General features: G+C 65.9%; 16 protein-coding genes. 4 read left to right on the forward strand and 12 right to left on the reverse strand.

What is annotated here, in order from left to right; genetic code table 11:
* Positions 1-215: 215 nt before the first annotated feature.
* Both rpoH and SCLO_RS02950 read right to left on the reverse strand, forming a co-directional pair.
* Entirely contained in the window at positions 216-1,130 is a 915-nt protein-coding gene (gene rpoH, locus SCLO_RS02945; protein WP_066518671.1) for an RNA polymerase sigma factor RpoH, read from the reverse strand.
* Positions 1,131-1,206: 76 nt separating this feature from the next.
* Positions 1,207-2,157, reverse strand: a complete 951-nt coding sequence (locus SCLO_RS02950) for an RluA family pseudouridine synthase (protein ID WP_066518669.1) — start codon at positions 2,155-2,157, stop codon at positions 1,207-1,209.
* Positions 2,158-2,173: 16 nt separating this feature from the next.
* On the opposite strand from SCLO_RS02950, the gene SCLO_RS02955 reads away from it, so the two are divergent.
* Together SCLO_RS02955 and SCLO_RS02960 are read left to right on the forward strand one after the other, a co-directional pair.
* Positions 2,174-2,575 (forward strand): M67 family metallopeptidase, encoded by a 402-nt coding sequence (locus SCLO_RS02955; protein ID WP_066518667.1) that lies wholly within the window; start codon positions 2,174-2,176, stop codon positions 2,573-2,575.
* 96 nt (positions 2,576-2,671) lie between these two features.
* Positions 2,672-3,319 (forward strand): histidine phosphotransferase family protein, encoded by a 648-nt coding sequence (locus SCLO_RS02960; RefSeq protein WP_066518664.1) that lies wholly within the window; start codon positions 2,672-2,674, stop codon positions 3,317-3,319.
* Positions 3,320-3,584: 265 nt separating this feature from the next.
* Here SCLO_RS02960 and glnA read toward each other — a convergent pair whose 3' ends face one another.
* The 3 genes from glnA to map form a co-directional block, all read right to left on the reverse strand.
* A complete protein-coding gene (gene glnA / locus SCLO_RS02965; protein WP_066518662.1) occupies positions 3,585-4,997 on the reverse strand; it encodes a type I glutamate--ammonia ligase in 1,413 nt (470 codons plus the stop codon).
* Positions 4,998-5,078: 81 nt separating this feature from the next.
* Positions 5,079-5,417: a P-II family nitrogen regulator gene (locus tag SCLO_RS02970; RefSeq protein WP_066518659.1), complete on the reverse strand. Its 339-nt coding sequence runs from the start codon at positions 5,415-5,417 to the stop codon at positions 5,079-5,081.
* Positions 5,418-5,635: 218 nt separating this feature from the next.
* The gene (gene map, locus SCLO_RS02975) at positions 5,636-6,463 is read right to left on the reverse strand and encodes a type I methionyl aminopeptidase (RefSeq protein WP_066518649.1); all 828 of its coding nucleotides are present in this window, start codon (positions 6,461-6,463) and stop codon (positions 5,636-5,638) included.
* 108 nt (positions 6,464-6,571) lie between these two features.
* On the opposite strand from map, the gene SCLO_RS02980 reads away from it, so the two are divergent.
* Both SCLO_RS02980 and SCLO_RS02985 read left to right on the forward strand, forming a co-directional pair.
* Complete coding sequence (locus SCLO_RS02980; protein ID WP_066518713.1) at positions 6,572-7,333, forward strand: competence/damage-inducible protein A; 762 nt, start codon at positions 6,572-6,574, stop codon at positions 7,331-7,333.
* 259 nt (positions 7,334-7,592) lie between these two features.
* Positions 7,593-8,936, forward strand: coding sequence for a UDP-glucose dehydrogenase family protein (locus SCLO_RS02985; protein WP_066518648.1), 1,344 nt, complete (start codon positions 7,593-7,595; stop codon positions 8,934-8,936).
* A gap of 3 nt (positions 8,937-8,939) precedes the next feature.
* On the opposite strand, the gene SCLO_RS02990 is transcribed toward SCLO_RS02985, so the two are convergent.
* Genes SCLO_RS02990 through SCLO_RS03020 form a run of 7 tightly spaced genes read right to left on the reverse strand, consistent with a single transcriptional unit; the run spans position 8,940 to position 16,270 of the window.
* Complete coding sequence (locus SCLO_RS02990; RefSeq protein WP_231923330.1) at positions 8,940-9,875, reverse strand: glycosyltransferase family 2 protein; 936 nt, start codon at positions 9,873-9,875, stop codon at positions 8,940-8,942.
* The gene (locus tag SCLO_RS02995; protein WP_066518647.1) at positions 9,872-10,960 is read right to left on the reverse strand and encodes an acyltransferase family protein; all 1,089 of its coding nucleotides are present in this window, start codon (positions 10,958-10,960) and stop codon (positions 9,872-9,874) included. Before SCLO_RS02995 ends, SCLO_RS02990 begins: the two co-directional genes overlap by 4 nt.
* Positions 10,957-12,081 carry an endo-1,4-beta-xylanase gene (locus SCLO_RS03000; RefSeq protein ID WP_066518639.1) on the reverse strand — a complete coding sequence of 375 codons (1,125 nt, stop codon included), beginning with the start codon at positions 12,079-12,081 and terminating at the stop codon, positions 10,957-10,959. The genes SCLO_RS02995 and SCLO_RS03000 overlap by 4 nt, the downstream gene beginning before the upstream one ends.
* The gene (locus SCLO_RS03005; protein WP_066518632.1) at positions 12,078-13,043 is read right to left on the reverse strand and encodes a glycosyltransferase family 2 protein; all 966 of its coding nucleotides are present in this window, start codon (positions 13,041-13,043) and stop codon (positions 12,078-12,080) included. The genes SCLO_RS03000 and SCLO_RS03005 overlap by 4 nt, the downstream gene beginning before the upstream one ends.
* Positions 13,043-13,978, reverse strand: coding sequence for a glycosyltransferase family 2 protein (locus SCLO_RS03010; protein WP_066518630.1), 936 nt, complete (start codon positions 13,976-13,978; stop codon positions 13,043-13,045). The genes SCLO_RS03005 and SCLO_RS03010 overlap by 1 nt, the downstream gene beginning before the upstream one ends.
* Positions 13,975-14,904 (reverse strand): glycosyltransferase, encoded by a 930-nt coding sequence (locus SCLO_RS03015; RefSeq protein WP_066518628.1) that lies wholly within the window; start codon positions 14,902-14,904, stop codon positions 13,975-13,977. Before SCLO_RS03015 ends, SCLO_RS03010 begins: the two co-directional genes overlap by 4 nt.
* Positions 14,897-16,270: an O-antigen ligase family protein gene (locus SCLO_RS03020; RefSeq protein WP_066518627.1), complete on the reverse strand. Its 1,374-nt coding sequence runs from the start codon at positions 16,268-16,270 to the stop codon at positions 14,897-14,899. The genes SCLO_RS03015 and SCLO_RS03020 overlap by 8 nt, the downstream gene beginning before the upstream one ends.

Here is a 16,270-nt window from a genome sequence, read left to right on the forward strand (position 1 = left end):
ACGCGGTTATGGAGATTGTAAATCCCGCGTCAAGACACGGAGGGGTGGTTAGCGTCCGTCCGCTTAGTCCCAGGCACGGGGCACTTCAGTCTTGAGTCATTTCAGACACTCGGCCCGAACGGATGAAAGAATGTCCGCTCTTTCCCGAAACCCCCATCGCCAAACAAAAAGCCCCGGAAAATCCGGGGCTTCTCGTTTCTTTCTTCCAGCCTGTCTTAAGCAGCGGCGAGCCGCGCCATCTGGCCGAGCCGGTCGCCCGCGATCCGCATCATCGCCTTTTGCAGCTTCTCGAAAGCGCGCACTTCGATCTGGCGGACCCGCTCGCGGCTGACGCCATAGACCTGCGACAACTCCTCCAGCGTCTTGGGCTCTTCCGCCAGGCGCCGTTCGGCCAGGATATGCTTTTCCCGGTCGTTGAGGTCGTCCATCGCCTCGACCAGCATGTCGTGGCGCATTTCGCGCTCCTGCTCGTCGGCGACGCGTTCGTCCTGCAACGGATCGGTGTCGGCCAGCCAATCCTGCCACTGGCCCTCGCCATCCTCGCGCATCGGCACGTTGAGCGACGTGTCGCCGCCCATCGCCATGCGGCGGTTCATCGACACCACATCGTCTTCCGACACGCCCAGATCGGTCGCGATCTTCCTGACGTCGTCGGGATGCAGGTCGCCATCCTCGAACGCTTCGATATTGTTCTTCATCCGGCGCAGGTTGAAGAACAGCTTCTTCTGCGCCGCCGTGGTGCCCATCTTCACGAGGCTCCACGACCGCAGGATGAATTCCTGGATCGAGGCGCGAATCCACCACATCGCATAGGTGGCGAGCCGGAAGCCGCGATCGGCCTCGAACTTCTTCACGCCCTGCATCAGGCCGATATTGCCTTCGGAGATCAGTTCGCTGACCGGCAGTCCGTAGCCGCGATACCCCATCGCGATCTTCGCCACCAGGCGCAGATGCGACGTCACGAGCTGCGCCGCGGCCTCAGGGTCCTGATGTTCCTGATAGCGCTTCGCGAGCATATACTCCTGCTCCGGAGTCAGAAGCGGAAATTTGCGGATTTCCGACAGATAGCGGTTCAGGCTGGCTTCACCGCCCAGCGCTGGCACCGTAGGGACATTGCTCTTGTCAGCCATGTCGCTTCACCTTTCCCTTTCATGCGCGGCGGGACCCAGAAGAGGCGTCGCTGCGCCGTCGCAAACTTGTCGAACCTTATACGTGGAGCTGCCTTAACAGTTCCTGCATATCGGCCGGCAGAACACTTTCAAACCGAAGGCTTTCGCCTGTTACGGGGTGTATGAACCCCAGCGTTCGCGCGTGCAATGCCTGCCTTTTGAAACCCAGCGTTTCCAGTATTGATTTGAAACCTTTCCTGTCTCTACCGTAAACCGCGTCCCCGATCAAGGGGTGCCCGATATGCGCCATATGGACCCGCACCTGATGCGTCCGCCCGGTTTCCAGCCGGCATTCCACCAGGGCCGCGCCCGCCAGCCGCTCCACCGTCCGGTAATGGGTCACGGCATGTTTGCCGCGTCCTTCCCGATGAACCGCCATCTTCTTTCGATCGACGTCGGACCGGCCGATCCATGTGTCCACCTTCCCGTTGCCGGGCGCCGGTACGCCGTAGACGATCGCAGCATAAAGCCGTTCGATGCTGTGATCCTTGAACTGCCGGGCCAGCCCCTCATGGGCCTTGTCCGTCTTTGCAACGACCAGCAGGCCGGAAGTATCCTTGTCGATGCGATGAACGATGCCGGGCCGTGCAACGCCTCCGATGCCTGACAGCCGGCCCCGGCAATGATGGAGCAGCGCATTGACCAGCGTGCCGTCCAGATTGCCTACCGCCGGATGGACGACGAGGCCCGCGGGCTTGTCCACGACGATCAGGTCCGCATCCTCATGCACGATGGCGAGCGGAATGTCCTGCGCCGCCGCTTCCGCCTCGACCGGCGGGGGGAGGGTGACGGTGAAACACTGCCCCGCCGCGACCTTGGCCGAAGGGTTGGAGGTCCGCCCGCCCGAAGTGATCCGTCCGTCCAGGATCAGCGCCTTCAGCCGCTCGCGCGAAAGGTCGGGCAACAGGTCGGCGAGAGCGCGGTCAAGCCGCATCCCGGCCTGCGCCTCTCCGATCGTCGTTTCAATGATGGAAACCCCCGAACCCATTGCTAGAGATGTAGGCATGAGAGTCTCCATTTCAAGGGAAGATCTGGACCGGATCAGGCATCTGGCGGCGGCCGGAGAAGGCGAGATATGCGGCCTCCTGCTGGGCACGGAAGGCCGGATAGAGGCGATCCGGCCCGCCGCCAATATCGCCCCCGATCCCGCCCGTCATTTCGAGCTGGACCCGGCCCTTCTCCTCGCCGCGCATCGGGAAGCGCGTGGGGGAGGCCCCCGGATCGTCGGCCATTATCATTCGCATCCCGGCGGTGTTGCGGTCCCTTCGGCCACGGACGCCGCCTGCGCGCGGCCCGACGGCAGCCTGTGGCTGATCGTGGCGGGGAGCGCCGCGCGGCTCTGGATAGCGGGGCCGGGCGAGCGCGGACAGGTGCGCTTTGCCGAAGCGGCGCTCGACATACTGTGAGGGAAAGCGGGCGAGCCGGGCTTGCATCCTGCCATGCGGCGGCGCATTAGCGTGACTTCTCCCGATATCCCATCCATTGACCGGCAGTTCTTCTCCATGACCCATCCGACCGACAGCATCGAATTTGCCAGCCTGCTCTGTTCGCGCCTGTGCCACGACCTGCTGAGCCCGGTCGGCGCGCTGAACAACGGGCTGGAACTGATGGCGGACGAGACCGATCCGGACATGCGCCAGCGCTGCCTCGACCTGTTGACGGACAGCGCGAAGACGTCGGCGAACAAGCTCAAATTCTTCCGCCTCGCCTTCGGGTCGGCGGGCGGTTTCGGCGACGCGGTGCCGACGCATGAAGCGCGGGTCGCGATCGAAGGGATGTTCGCCACGGCGGGCCGCGTGAAGGTCGGCTGGCTGGTCGAGGACGATATGCTGGGCAAGCTGCCGGTCAAGATATTGCTCAACCTCGCGCTGATCGCGGGGGATGCGCTGGTGCGCGGCGGGCAACTCGACATCGGCGCGGAGCAGCGGACCGGCGTGACGGAGATCGTGGTGCGGGCGGAAGGGCCCAAGCTGGTGCTGGACCCGGACCTGCGCGCGGCGCTGGCGGGCACCCTGCCGCCGGAAGGGCTGGCCTCGCGCACCGCCGCTGCATGGATGGTGCGCGAACTGGTGACGAAGGCGGGGGGCGAGGTCGCCCTGTCGCCGCCGGGTGAGACGGTGCTCCTGTTCGGCGTGTCGATACCCGGTTGAGCCGCTACACCGGCGGAAAGCGGCGACTTTGCGATAGCCCGGTTCCTGACGGCTTTGGGTGGGTTCCAGACACCACGCCCGTTCGCCCTGAGCTTGGCGAAGGCGTAAACACCTCACGCTGTTCGGTGGAAGGCTCCGACTTCGCTCAGCCCGAACGGATGAAGGAGTGTCCGCCTTTGTCCGAACACCCGCCCCACCATGACCACGCAGCAAAAAGCCCGGCCGCTCCTGCCGCCGGGCTTTCCGTTTCGCGCTATGTCGGCGATCAGAGGCTGTAATACATGTCGAACTCGACCGGCGAGGGCGCCATTTCCCAGCGGTAGACCTCCGGCCACTTCAGTTCCAGATAGGATTCGATCTGATCCTTGGTGAACACGTCGCCCTTCAGCAGGAAGTCGTGATCGGCCGCCAGCGAATTGAGCGCTTCCCGCAGCGATCCGCAGACGGTCGGCACCTGGCTCAGTTCCTCGGGCGGCAGGTCGTAGAGGTTCTTGTCCATCGCGCCGCCCGGATGGATCTTGTTCTCGATCCCGTCCAGGCCCGCCATCAGCAGCGCGGCATAGCACAGATAGGGGTTCGCCATCGCGTCGGGGAAGCGGAACTCCACGCGCTTCGCTTTGGCGCCCGCGCCATAGGGGATGCGGCAGGAGGCCGAACGGTTGCGCGCCGAATAGGCGAGCAGGACCGGCGCTTCGAAGCCCGGCACCAGCCGCTTGTAGCTGTTGGTGGTCGGGTTGGTGAAGGCGTTCAGCGCCTTGGCGTGCTTGATGACGCCGCCGATGAAATAGAGGCACATTTCACTGAGGCCCGCATAGCCTTCGCCCGCGAACAGCGGCTTGCCGCCGTCCCAGATCGACATGTGGGTGTGCATGCCCGACCCGTTGTCCTGCGCGATCGGCTTGGGCATGAAGGTCGCGGTCTTGCCATAGGCCTGCGCGACCATCTGGACCACATATTTATAGATCTGCATCCGGTCGGCGGTCTGGACCAGCGTGCCGAAGGTCAGGCCCAGCTCATGCTGCGCGGCGGCGACCTCATGGTGATGCTTGTCGCAGGGCAGGCCCATTTCGAGCATGGTGGTCACCATCTCGGCGCGGATGTCGGTGGCCGGATCGACCGGCGCGACGGGGAAGTAGCCGCCCTTGGCGCGCGGACGGTGAGCAAGGTTGCCGCCCTCATATTCGCGGCCGGTGTTGGTCGGCAGTTCGATGTCGTCGATCTTGTAGAAGGATTCATGATAGTCCGAATTGAAGCGGACATCGTCGAACATGAAGAATTCGGCTTCCGGACCGACATAGACCGTGTCGCCGAAACCGGCGGACTTGACGAACGCCTCGGCGCGCTTCGCGGTCGAACGGGGGTCGCGCGCATACAGTTCGCCGGTGTCCGGCTCCACGATGTCGCAGAACAGGATCAGCATCGGCGTCGCGCTGAACGGATCGACGTAAACGGCGTCGAGGTCGGGCTTGAGGATCATGTCCGACTCGTTGATCGCCTTCCAGCCTTCGATCGACGATCCGTCGAACATCAGGCCTTCGTTCAGCTCATCCTCGCCCAGCACGGTCGACACCATGGTCAGGTGCTGCCACTTTCCCTTGGGATCGGTGAAGCGCAGATCGACCCATTCGATCTCCTTTTCCTCGATCATCTTGAGGATGTCTTTAGGCGTGTTGGCCATGTGAACTTGCCCTTCTTTCGTCAATATCGTTGATGCCGTGCCCGCCAGCCCCTGATCGCGGGCGGGAATGTCCCATGAAAATCAGATGGCGTCGCTGTCGCGTTCGCCGGTACGGATGCGGACCGCGCCCTCTATGGGGGAGATGAAGATCTTGCCGTCGCCGATGCGCCCGGTCTGCGCGGCCGAGGAGATCGCCTCCACCACCCGGTCGGCCAGCGTGTCGTCGACGACGACCTCCAGCTTCACCTTGGGCAGGAAGTCGACGACATATTCCGCGCCGCGATACAGTTCGGTATGCCCCTTCTGGCGGCCAAAGCCCTTCGCTTCCGTGACGGTGATGCCGGACACGCCCACTTCGTGCAGCGCTTCCTTCACCTCGTCCAGCTTGAACGGCTTGATGATCGCTTCGATCTTCTTCATCTCAAAAAAATCCCACCAGACGCATTTCGCGAAGGGAAGAGCCCTTCGCTCCAGACTTTCGAGTGACGATCATCATGCCCCCATCAGGCACGCGCCGCCTGCTTGTCCCATCAATTCCCGTGCCAATCGGCGAATCGCCGGATATGCTTTCGGCGATGCAGCAATTTTTGTCCATATTGCCCGGATTCCGGGCAATCCGGCATGCAGATGCCTAAATTTTAGGCATAGGGTGGCGCGTCGAGACCCGCCGGGCTTTTCGTGAAGATCTCGCAACCCGTTTCGGTGATGCCGATGCTATGCTCGAACTGGGCGGAAAGGGTGCGGTCGCGCGTCACGGCGGTCCAGCCGTCGTCCAGCATCTTGACGCCCGGCTTGCCGATATTGATCATCGGCTCGATGGTGAAGAACATGCCGGGGCGAAGCTCCGGCCCGGTGCCGGGGCGGCCGATATGCACCACCTCCGGGCTGTCGTGGAACACGCGGCCAAGGCCATGGCCGCAGAAATCGCGCACCACGCCATAGCGGTGCTTTTCGGCATGGCGCTGGATCGCATGGCCGATATCGCCCAGATGGTTGCCGGGTTTCGCCTGCTCGATCCCCAGCATCAGGCATTCATAGGTGACCTCCACCAGCCGCCGCGCCTTGATGGAGGTTTCCCCGCAAATATACATGCGGCTGCTGTCGCCGTGCCAGCCGTCCACCATCGGCGTCACGTCGATGTTGAGGATGTCGCCTTCGCGCAGCTTCAGGTCGCCGGGGATGCCGTGGCAGATCACATTGTTGAGCGAGATGCAGCAGCTGTGCGTATAGCCCCGATAGCCCAGGGTTGCGGGCACGCCGCCGCCGTCCAGCGTCATGCGGCGCACGATGTCGTCCAGTTCCCCGGTCGTCACGCCCGGCACGACATGGGGCGCCAGCGCGTCGAGTATCTCCGCGGCCAGCCGCCCGGCCTTCCTCATGCCCGCGAAACCCTCGGCATCATGCAGCTTGATCGCGGTGGATCGGGAAAGGGGCGCGTCGGCCGTCATTGTCATATATTCGGTCATGCGCGTGATTATAGGGCGGCGCGCGGAATAATGCGAGGGGGGAGGAAGCTGTCCGCGAACCATGCCGCCCCCTAGGCAGCGCGCATGGGGCAGGCTATGGCCATGACCATGCCTGATCCTCAACGCATCTGGACCGCCGCCTTGGTCGTCATCGGCGATGAAATCCTGTCCGGCCGGACGGCGGACAGGAACGTCGCGCAGATCGCCACCTGGCTCAACGTGCAGGGCATCCGCCTTCGGGAAGTGCGCGTCGTCGCGGACGACAGCGCCGCCATAGTGGAGGCGGTGAACGCCCTGCGCGCGCGCAACGACTATCTGTTCACGACCGGCGGCATCGGGCCGACGCATGACGACATCACGGTCGACGCCATCGCCGCCGCGCTGGGCGTGGAGGTGGAGATCAACGCGCAGGCGCGGGACATGCTGGAAAGCTATTACGAGACTCGCGGGGGCCTCACTGAAGCGCGCCTGCGCATGGCGCGCGTCCCCGCCGGTTCCTGCCTCATCGAAAACCGCATGTCGGGCGCGCCGGGCATCCGGCACGGCAATATCTTCATCATGGCGGGGGTGCCCTATATCACCGCCGGGATGCTGGAAAGTCTGACCGGAACGCTGGAGGGGGGCTTGCCGCTGCTGTCCGCCACCGTCGGCTGCTGGGTCGCGGAAAGCGAGATCGCCGACCTGCTGGCCGCCGCCGAACGCCGCCATGAAGGATGCCAGATCGGCAGCTATCCCTTTTTCCGCGAAGGGCGCACCGGCGCCAACTTCGTGGTCCGCTCGACCGATCCGGTGGCGCTGGACCGCTGCATGGCGGACCTCAGCGCCGCGCTGGCGGCGGGCGGCTGGCCTCCGATGGCGGGCGGCATCTGATCGGCGGACGCCGCGGAGGCGACGAAATGGCGTCTCCGCGCGTCGATATGTGGCGGGCCGCGTTGCGCGAGGGCGCGGAGGGACGCTATGTTGCGATGCGTCAACGGTTGATCCCGTCTTTCTCCCTTGGGCGGGGCGGCGAACGGATTGTCTCGAAAGAATAGGTTGAGGGCTATCCCGATGCTTTCGGGGCGCGCTTTGTGCGCCCTGTGAAAAGGCGGGGGGATGCGCGAAACAGGATATTAAAGGAGAAACTGTCATGCGGATCGTGATGACCGGATCTGGCTATGTGGGTTTGGTGTCGGGGGCATGTCTGGCGGATTTCGGTCACGAAATCATCTGCGTGGACAAGGATGAGCGCAAGATCGCGCTGCTGCGCGAAGGCGGCGTCCCCATCTATGAGCCGGGCCTCAAGGAACTGATCGCGCGCAACGTCGATGCGGGTCGCCTGACCTTCACCACGGATCTGGCGGGGTCGGTGGCGCAGGCCGATGTCGTCTTCATCGCGGTCGGCACCCCCGCCCGCCGGGGCGACGGCCATGCGGACCTCAGCTACGTCTATGACGCATCGCGGGAGATCGCGGGATCGCTCAACGGCTTCACCGTCATCGTCACCAAGTCCACCGTCCCGGTCGGCACCGGCGACGAGGTGGAGCGCATCATCCGCGAAACCAACCCTCAGGCCGAGTTCGCCGTCGCCTCCAACCCCGAATTCCTGCGCGAAGGCGCGGCGATCCAGGACTTCAAGCGTCCCGACCGCATCGTCGTGGGCATAGAGGATGAACGCGCTCGGCCGGTGATGGAGGAAGTCTATCGCCCGCTCTACCTCAACCAGTCGCCGATGGTGTTCACCGGCCGCCGGACCAGCGAGCTCATCAAATACGCCGCCAACGCCTTCCTGGCGATGAAGATCACCTACATCAACGAGATCGCGGAGCTGTGCGAGCAGGTCGGCGCCGACGTGCAGCAGGTGGCGCGGGGCATCGGCCTCGACAACCGGATCGGTTCCAAATTCCTCCACGCCGGGCCAGGCTATGGCGGTTCCTGCTTCCCCAAGGACACGCTGGCGCTGGTCAAGACGGCGGAGGATGCGGGCGCGCCCGTGCGCCTCATCGAAACCACCGTCGCCATCAACGAAAGCCGCAAGCGGGCCATGGCGCGCAAGGTGATCGCCCTTTGCAGCGGCTCCGTGCGCGGCAAGACCGTCGCGGTGCTGGGCCTGACCTTCAAGCCCAATACCGACGACATGCGCGACGCGCCCTCGCTCTCGATCATTCAGGCGTTGCAGGACGCGGGCGCGCACATCCGCGCCTATGACCCCGAAGGCATGGAAGCGGCCAGCGCCATGCTGAAGGATGTCGAGTTCGCGACCGGCCCCTATGTCGCGGCGGAAGGCGCGGCGGCGGTCGTGCTCGTCACCGAATGGGACGCCTTGCGCGCGCTCGACCTCAAGCGGCTGCGCGGCGTGATGGCGGGCGACGCGCTCGTCGACCTGCGCAATATCTACCGCCCCGACGATGCCGAAGCGGCGGGCTTCACCTATGCCAGCGTCGGCCGGGGGGCGCCCCCGCTCGCCGAACCGCTGGTCGAAGCGGCCGAATAAGGCTCAGTCCGACCCGTAAAGTGTCTGGGAGCCGCCCGTAAAAGCATGCAGGCGGCCCCAGCACTTCACCCATTGTCCCGCAATATCGACCCGCTTCGCGCCGGGCAGCAGCATCCCCGCCAGCCCTGCCGTCCGCAGCCCCAGCAACGCCACGGACCGCCCGAACAGCGCCAGCCCGCCGCCGAACCCCGGCCTCTGCTTGCGCCGCGCCAGCGTCTCCGTGCAGCCGATGCGTTCCATGCGCCGCAGCACCCATGACAGCCGCACCCGCTCCGGCGGCACCCATTCGCTGACCCGCGCCCCCGGCGCCCAGCCGAACGTCCCGCCCGCCGCGCGAAGCCGCATCAGGAAGTCCAGATCCTCCCCCCCGCTGCGGTTGAAGCGGCTGTCGAACCATGGCCGCCCAACCCGCTCCAGCGCGCCCCGCGTCACGAGCAGGTTGTTGCTCGCCCACAGCATATCGGTCACGCCGCCGGCCCGCTCCTCCGCCCGAAACACCAGCGTCTCGCTGACCCAGCGGAGCGGAGTCTCGACAAAATGCGGATCGACCGGCCCGCCGACCGCCTCCGCGCCCGTTTCCTCCTGGCAGGCGACCAGCGCGTCGAGCCATCCCGGCTGCGGCCATTCGTCATCGTCGATCATCGCCAGCATCCGCATCGCCGGATCGCCCATGGCCGCCGCCGCGATGGCATTGCGCACCGCGCAAAGCCCCGGCTCCTCGACCACCGTCACATGCAGGGGCAGGGGATAGCCCTCCGCCGCCATCGCCCGCGCCACCGCCGCGCCTTCCTGGCCCTTGGCGTCATTCTCCGCCACCAGCAGCGCCACATCGTCGCGCCGCACCACCTCGCCCACGCGTTCGAGCAGATAGCGCAACCGCTCCGGCCTGCGGAAAGTGGGCACCGCGATCCACAGCGGCGCGCTGGGAGAAGGGATCACCAGGCGGCGGCCCCAATGGCCTTGGCGCGGGCGCGATGGCCGTCATAGAGCCATTTGATCGCCCGATGCCCGCGCACCTCGATCAGATGATAGCTCGCCCAGCACAGCAGCCATGTCGCCGCCACCGTGCCGATCAGGAACAGCGCATCCATCCCGGTCACGCCATGCCGTTGCGCCACGCTCAGCGCCCGCGCCCCGATGTCGCGCACCAGCGGATGCCACAGATAGATGGAATAGCTGATCAGCCCCAGATGAAAGCTCAGCGGATTGGCGAGCAGCCCCCGCGCCACCGCCCCGTCATAATAGCAGCACAGCACCAGCGCGGGCATGATGCACACCGCCAGCAAATCCTGCTTCCCCGGCAGCCACAGCGCCAGCGCCAGAACCGCGCACACGGCAAGAAACGCCCCCGGCCTGTCGAACATGGCCCGCGCCCAGCGCGTCCGCGCGCCGCGATAGGCGATCACCCCCAGCGCGAACCCGCCCAGGCACCGCAGCAGCGTCAGCACGCTATCGGACGCCAGCACGTCCATCGGCCCGCTCGCGCCCAGACCCGACCGTGACACCAGCCACAGCAGCGCCACCGCCGCCAGCCCCTGCACCCACACCCATCGCGAAAAGGCCACCGCCGCCACCAGCGGATAGAGCAGATAGGCAGCCACCTCCGTGCTGACCGACCAGCTATTGCCCGCAATCGGTTCCGTCCCCCAACCCCAGCTCTGCACCATCAACAGGTTGGTGAGGATATTGGCGGGGGTCAGGGGGATGCTCTGGCTTCCCGAGATATTGACGAGGATGCGCGCGATGCACACCAGCGTCACCACCAGATGCAGCGGCCACACCCGCGCCGCCCGGTTGACGAGGAAATCGCCATAGGCCGGCAGGCTCCAGTGGCGGGCGACCTTCTCATAATAGCCGACCGAAATCACGAAGCCCGACAGGATGAAGAACAGGTCCACCGCCAGATAGGCCCGCGAAAAGAGCGGCATCGCGAATCCCGCGAAAACCGCCTGCTGCGGGATATGGTACAGCAGCACCGCCACCGCCGCGACTCCGCGCAGCCCGGTGAGGGAAGCGATCCTCACGCCTTGCGCTCCCGCATCTGCGGCGCGGCTTCGAAAGCGGCGGCGATGGCTCTCCACAGCGGCTTGCGCTGCCCTGCCGCGTCCAGCGGCAATCCTCGCGACAATTGCCCGTCCGGCCACTTATATTCGGGATAGTTGGACAGCCAGGAATAGCGGTCCGACAGCCCCCAGCACACCACGCCCCGCGTCGCCGGATTGTCCAGCGCCACGTCGAGGAACGCCTGCGCGAAGGCGGCCACTTCCCGGTCACGCTTGTCCGGGTCGGGCGGCCCGCCGCGATCCGCCACGTCGAACTCGCAGATCGAAATGTCGAGGCCATAGCCCGTGATCGTGTCGAGGAAATCGGCGAAGACCTTCTGGCTGAACCCTTCCTTATAGGGTTTGAGGTGCCCCTGTATGCCGACCGCATCCACCGGCACGCCCCGCGCCATCAGCCGGTCCAGCAGCTTGAGGAACGCCGTGCGCCGCCGCTCGCAGCGGACCGAATCATGCTCCAGCCCGAAATCGGTCAGGAACAGCGACGCCTTGGGGTCCGCCTCCCGCGCCGTGTGGAAGGCGGTGTCGATATAGGTTTCGCCCATGGCGCGCAGCCACATATTGTCGGCGCGCATCCCGTCCGGGCGCCCGTCATTCGGCTCGATCGCCTCGTTCACCACGTCCCATTCGGTGATCCACCCGGCATAGCGGCGCATCGCCACGCGGATATAGTCCGTCATCAGCTTTTCGCGCTGGCGCGGATTACCGGCCATCAGGGCCGGTTCCAGCCAGTCGGGATTGGCCGCGTACCAGACCAGCGGATGCCCGCGCCCGCCGATGCCATGCTTGCGGGCGAAGGCTTCGATCGCATCCGTGCCGCTGAAGTCATAGCGGCCCTGCTTGCGCTCGGTGGTGCCGCGCTTCATCTCATATTCCTGCACCACGATGTCGCACTCGCGCGCCACCGCGGCGGTGAAGTCCGCATCCTCGCGCAATTGCCGCGACTTGACCGCGCAGCCGAAATAGCGCCCCGTCCGCCGCGCCAGCGCCGCGAGGCCGGGGGAGGAGGGGATCGCCGCGCGCGCCGGGGCGGATGGCAACGCGCCCAGCGCCAGCGCGCCGATGACGAAATCCCGCCGCCTCACAGCCGGGGCCTTCCCGCGACCATGTGGGTCAGGTCGATCCAGCGGTCCGACAGGCGGCGGTAGACCGGATCGGGCAGCACGATCTGCATCAGCACCATGGCGGCAAGGCGCGGGCCGAACGCGCCCCGGCACAGCGCCTCCAGATAATAGCGCATCGCCCGCGCCCGGCTGGTCGGCCAGATGCTCTTCGCCGCGTGCCAGCCCATATAGGCGGAAAAGGCGCGGGGCGAGATATGCGGGCGCAGGTCGCGCAGCCACATGAGGCTGCCCACATTGCCGCGCACATGGGACAGGCGCTGCTCTGTCTTGCTGTCGGCCCAGATCGTGCCGGGCCGCTCCGTCATCAGGAAGCGCGCGCCCGCGAGCGACAGGCGGACCGCGAAATCGGTGTCGTCGCCGAAACGCACATCCTCGCGATAGCGCACCTTCTCCGCCAGCGCGCGGCTCAGCGCCATGCTGCTGGTCTGGATGAAGCCCCGGTCGCACATCAGATAGCCGTCGATGGTCTCCCCATCCGCGATGGCGCGCGGGGGCTTGAGGAAATTGCGGCCGCCTCCCCGGTCCGCCAGCACCTGCCCATAGGCGACGACATTCTCGTCCTGCTGCACCAGCGGCAGCAGGTCGGCCAGGTGATGGGGCAGGAAACGGTCGTCGCAATCGAGGAACGCGATATAGCGTCCCCGCGCCTCGTCTATCCCCCGGTTCCGCGCCGCCGCCGCGCCCTGATTATCCTGCACGATGACCCGCAGGCGCGGGTCGCTCACCGCTGCCAGAGCCGCCTGCGTCTGGTCGGTCGATCCGTCCACGACGACGATCACCTCGATCATGGCGACGGTCTGCTCCAGCGCCGACATGACCGCGCCGGTGATGGCGTCGGCCCGCTGATAGGTGGGGATCACGACGGAAAACAGCGGGCGCGCGGCGGCCGCCTGCAAGGCTTCGGGGGATTGCCACTCGCTCATCACGACTTGAAACCGTGACTAGGCTCCGCCTTGCCGAAGCGAAGGACGAAGCTGTTGACCAGCGATCGATAGAGCGGCTTGGGCAGGTAGGACCGCAAGATCTGCCGCGCGATGATCTTGGGCGGCACCCCGCCCGCGACGCATCCCACGATCAGGTCGCGGATCGCCGCCACCGGCCGCACCGGCGCCATATGATAGGCCAGCACCGTCGCCCGGTAGCCCCGCCGCGCCCGCCCGGTCAGCATATGGCCGCACCGCTCCAGCCAGTCGAGCGAGGTCTCGTAACCCTTCACATAGGATGTCCGTCCCGCCTCCGTCGCGTCCAGCCAGATGGTCAGCGGCTGCTCGATCATGCGGAACCGCGCCCCCGCGCCCTGCAAGCGGACGCAGAAATCCAGGTCCTGCCCTTTCTTCAGCGCCGGGTCGAACAGCACCTTCTGCGCCAGCGGCGTGGACATGACCATGGTGGAGGTCTGCATGAACTGATTGGCGCAGAACAGATATTCGCCCACATCCTCGCCCTCGCGGATGCCCCGGTCGGGCCTGATCCAGTAGCGGTCGACGCCCCGGTCCACCTTCATCCGCGAATACAGCACGGTCAGCCCATCATCATCCTTCAACGCCGCCGCCATGATGGAAAGCTTCCCCGGCAGGAACAGATCGTCGGAATCGAGGAAGGCGATATAGCGCCCCTGCGCCGCCTTGATCCCGGCGTTGCGCGCCGCCCCGCCGCCCGCATTGTCCTGCCGGATATAGCGGATGCGCGGATCGCCGATCGCCTCGATCACGGGCTTCGGATTATCCCGCGACCCGTCGTCGATCACGACGATTTCATAATCGGTCCAGTCCTGCGCCAGCACCGACCGGATGGTGTCGCCCACCTGATCGGCGCGGTTGTAGAGCGGAACGACGACAGAGAAAAAGGGCGTGGTCATGCGCCGTGCACCTTCCGATATTCTTCATAATGGATGCCGGCGAGGCCCGCGATCTTGCCCGCCGCGCGATAGAGCCTGCCCAGCCGCTCGACCCGCTTGCCCCGATCCAGCGTCGCCACCGCGCCCAGGCCTCCCATGATGAAGCCGCCGACGATGCGGGGCGCTTCAACGGCGGCGGCGCGCAGGGGGCCATGCTGGGTACGGGCCACGATCATGTCGGTCATGCCCACGCGGTAGCCGCGCATCAGCAGCCATTTCGCCGTGACCCGGCTCGCCGGGATCAGCTCGGTGACGACCGCTTCCTCCGACCAGGCGAAGCCATGGCCCGCCCGCTTCATCGCGGTGAAAAGCTGCTTGTCCGACCCGCCGGTCAGCGCCATGCGCTCGTCGAAGGGGCGCGGCCCCATGGCCTTGAGCGCCCGCGCCGCGATCAGCACATTGGCCGTGCTGTCCACCAGATCGACCGGCCCGGACTGCCCCCGGCTCTTGGGCTGGAGCAGCGGATGGCGCGCCGCCCAGGGATCGACTTCGCTGTCCATCTCCCGCAGCACCGCGCCGCCCACCACATCGGCCCGCCATTTCTCCGCCGCTTCCACCAGCGCGTCGATCCAGCGGGGGGAGGCCGTCTCGTCGTCGTCCAGCATCGCGACATGGGTCACGCCCTCGCGCGCCAGGGCCGCCTCGGCCAGCGCGTTGCGGACATGCGGGATGCCCCGCCGCGCCACGGCCATTCCCATCAGCGGCCAGCGATAGCCCGCCGCCGCGATGCCCTCGACGGCGGCCAGCCCTTCCTGCCGCTCGGCGTCATTGTCGCCCACCACCACCTCGATTTCATGCCGGGTGTCGAGCGCCGCGAGCGATTCCAGCGTGCGCGCCAGCCCTTGCGGCCGGTTGCAGGTGGCGATGCAGATGATGACCTTAGCCATGGGCAAGCTCCTGCGCTTTGGGGGTTTCAAGGAAACGGCGGTTCCACACGCGTTGCGGCCGCGCCTTGTAGGTCGCATGGGCCGTCGCGATGGCCGCGAGGAAGATCACCCAGACCTGCCGGTCCTTGTCGAAGAAGGACGTTTCCAGCAGGTTCTGGTACAGCACGAAGACCCAGATCGCGAAGGCGGGCACCATCAGCTTCTGGTTCTCCCGCGTCGTGCCGGTCAGGAACCACCAGGCGGGCAGCGCGACGAAGGACAGGATCAGCATGACAAGGCCCAGCGGCCCGGTCGTCACCCAGATTTCCAGATAGCCGTTATGCGAATGGGCGGTGCGGACCTGGAACGCCTGGTTCATATAGTCCCGCGCCGGGGACATGTCGCCCACCTGCCAGAAGCCGCCGAAACCTGCTCCCAGGAACGGATGATCGTCCAGATAGGCCAGCGGCACATGCCAGATCGAAACCCGCCCGGTGAAGGATGTGGGGTCGGCGAACAGCCGCTCCACCACCGGCTGATAGGCAACGTACAGCCACAGCACGCCCACCATCCCCAGCGCCAGCAGGATCAGCAGGATCGCCCGCTTCTGCGTGGAATCGCTGAGCGCCCGATACACCCCGCACACCATCAGGATCGCGAAGGAGAGGGCGAGCGAGGTCTTGCTCTTGGTCCCCACCACGAACAGGAAGGCCATGACGGAAAACAGCGCATAGATCCATTTCTTCGTGTCGATCCACGCATTGACCGTCACCATGAAGCACAGCGCCATCACCGCGCCCGCGATATTCTTGTGAAAGAAGAATCCGCGCCACGCGCCCACCAGCGCCCGGTCGTTCTCGCTCGGCGGATGCACCGCCGCCGGTATGATCGGCAACGACACCCAGCAGATGACGAGCGACAGGATCAGCGCCGCGCGCAACGACTGCATCAGCCTTTCCGGTCCGATCATGGAAAGGGTGCAGAAGGTGATGTAGATCACGATCACCTGCTGCATCACCCGCTTGAAGGAGATGAACGGGTCCGCCCCCCAGGTGCAGGTGACGAGGAACCACAGCAGCATGACGACCACCGGCCAATAGCTGAAGCGATAGCGCGGCGGATGCTTCCGCACGATCTGCACGCCCGTCAGCAGCAGCGCGAAGCCGATGAACAGCGCCTGCTTGAACAGGTCAGACCCGTCATTCTGCGCGGCCAGTTCGACCAGCTCCTCCTGCGTGCGCTCCGCGAAGGGGCGCTGGCCGATGAAGACCATCATCAGGAACACGAAGTAGAATATCTGCGCGGTGACGATCAGGCGCCTGGATTCACGCGGTTGGGAGGATGGGGCTTCCAGGGGCGCGCTGCGCCGCCATGCGAGGGAGGCCAT

Origin of the sequence: Sphingobium cloacae, assembly GCF_002355855.1 — a bacterium.
GTDB classification, from domain to species: Bacteria; Pseudomonadota; Alphaproteobacteria; order Sphingomonadales; family Sphingomonadaceae; genus Sphingobium; species Sphingobium cloacae.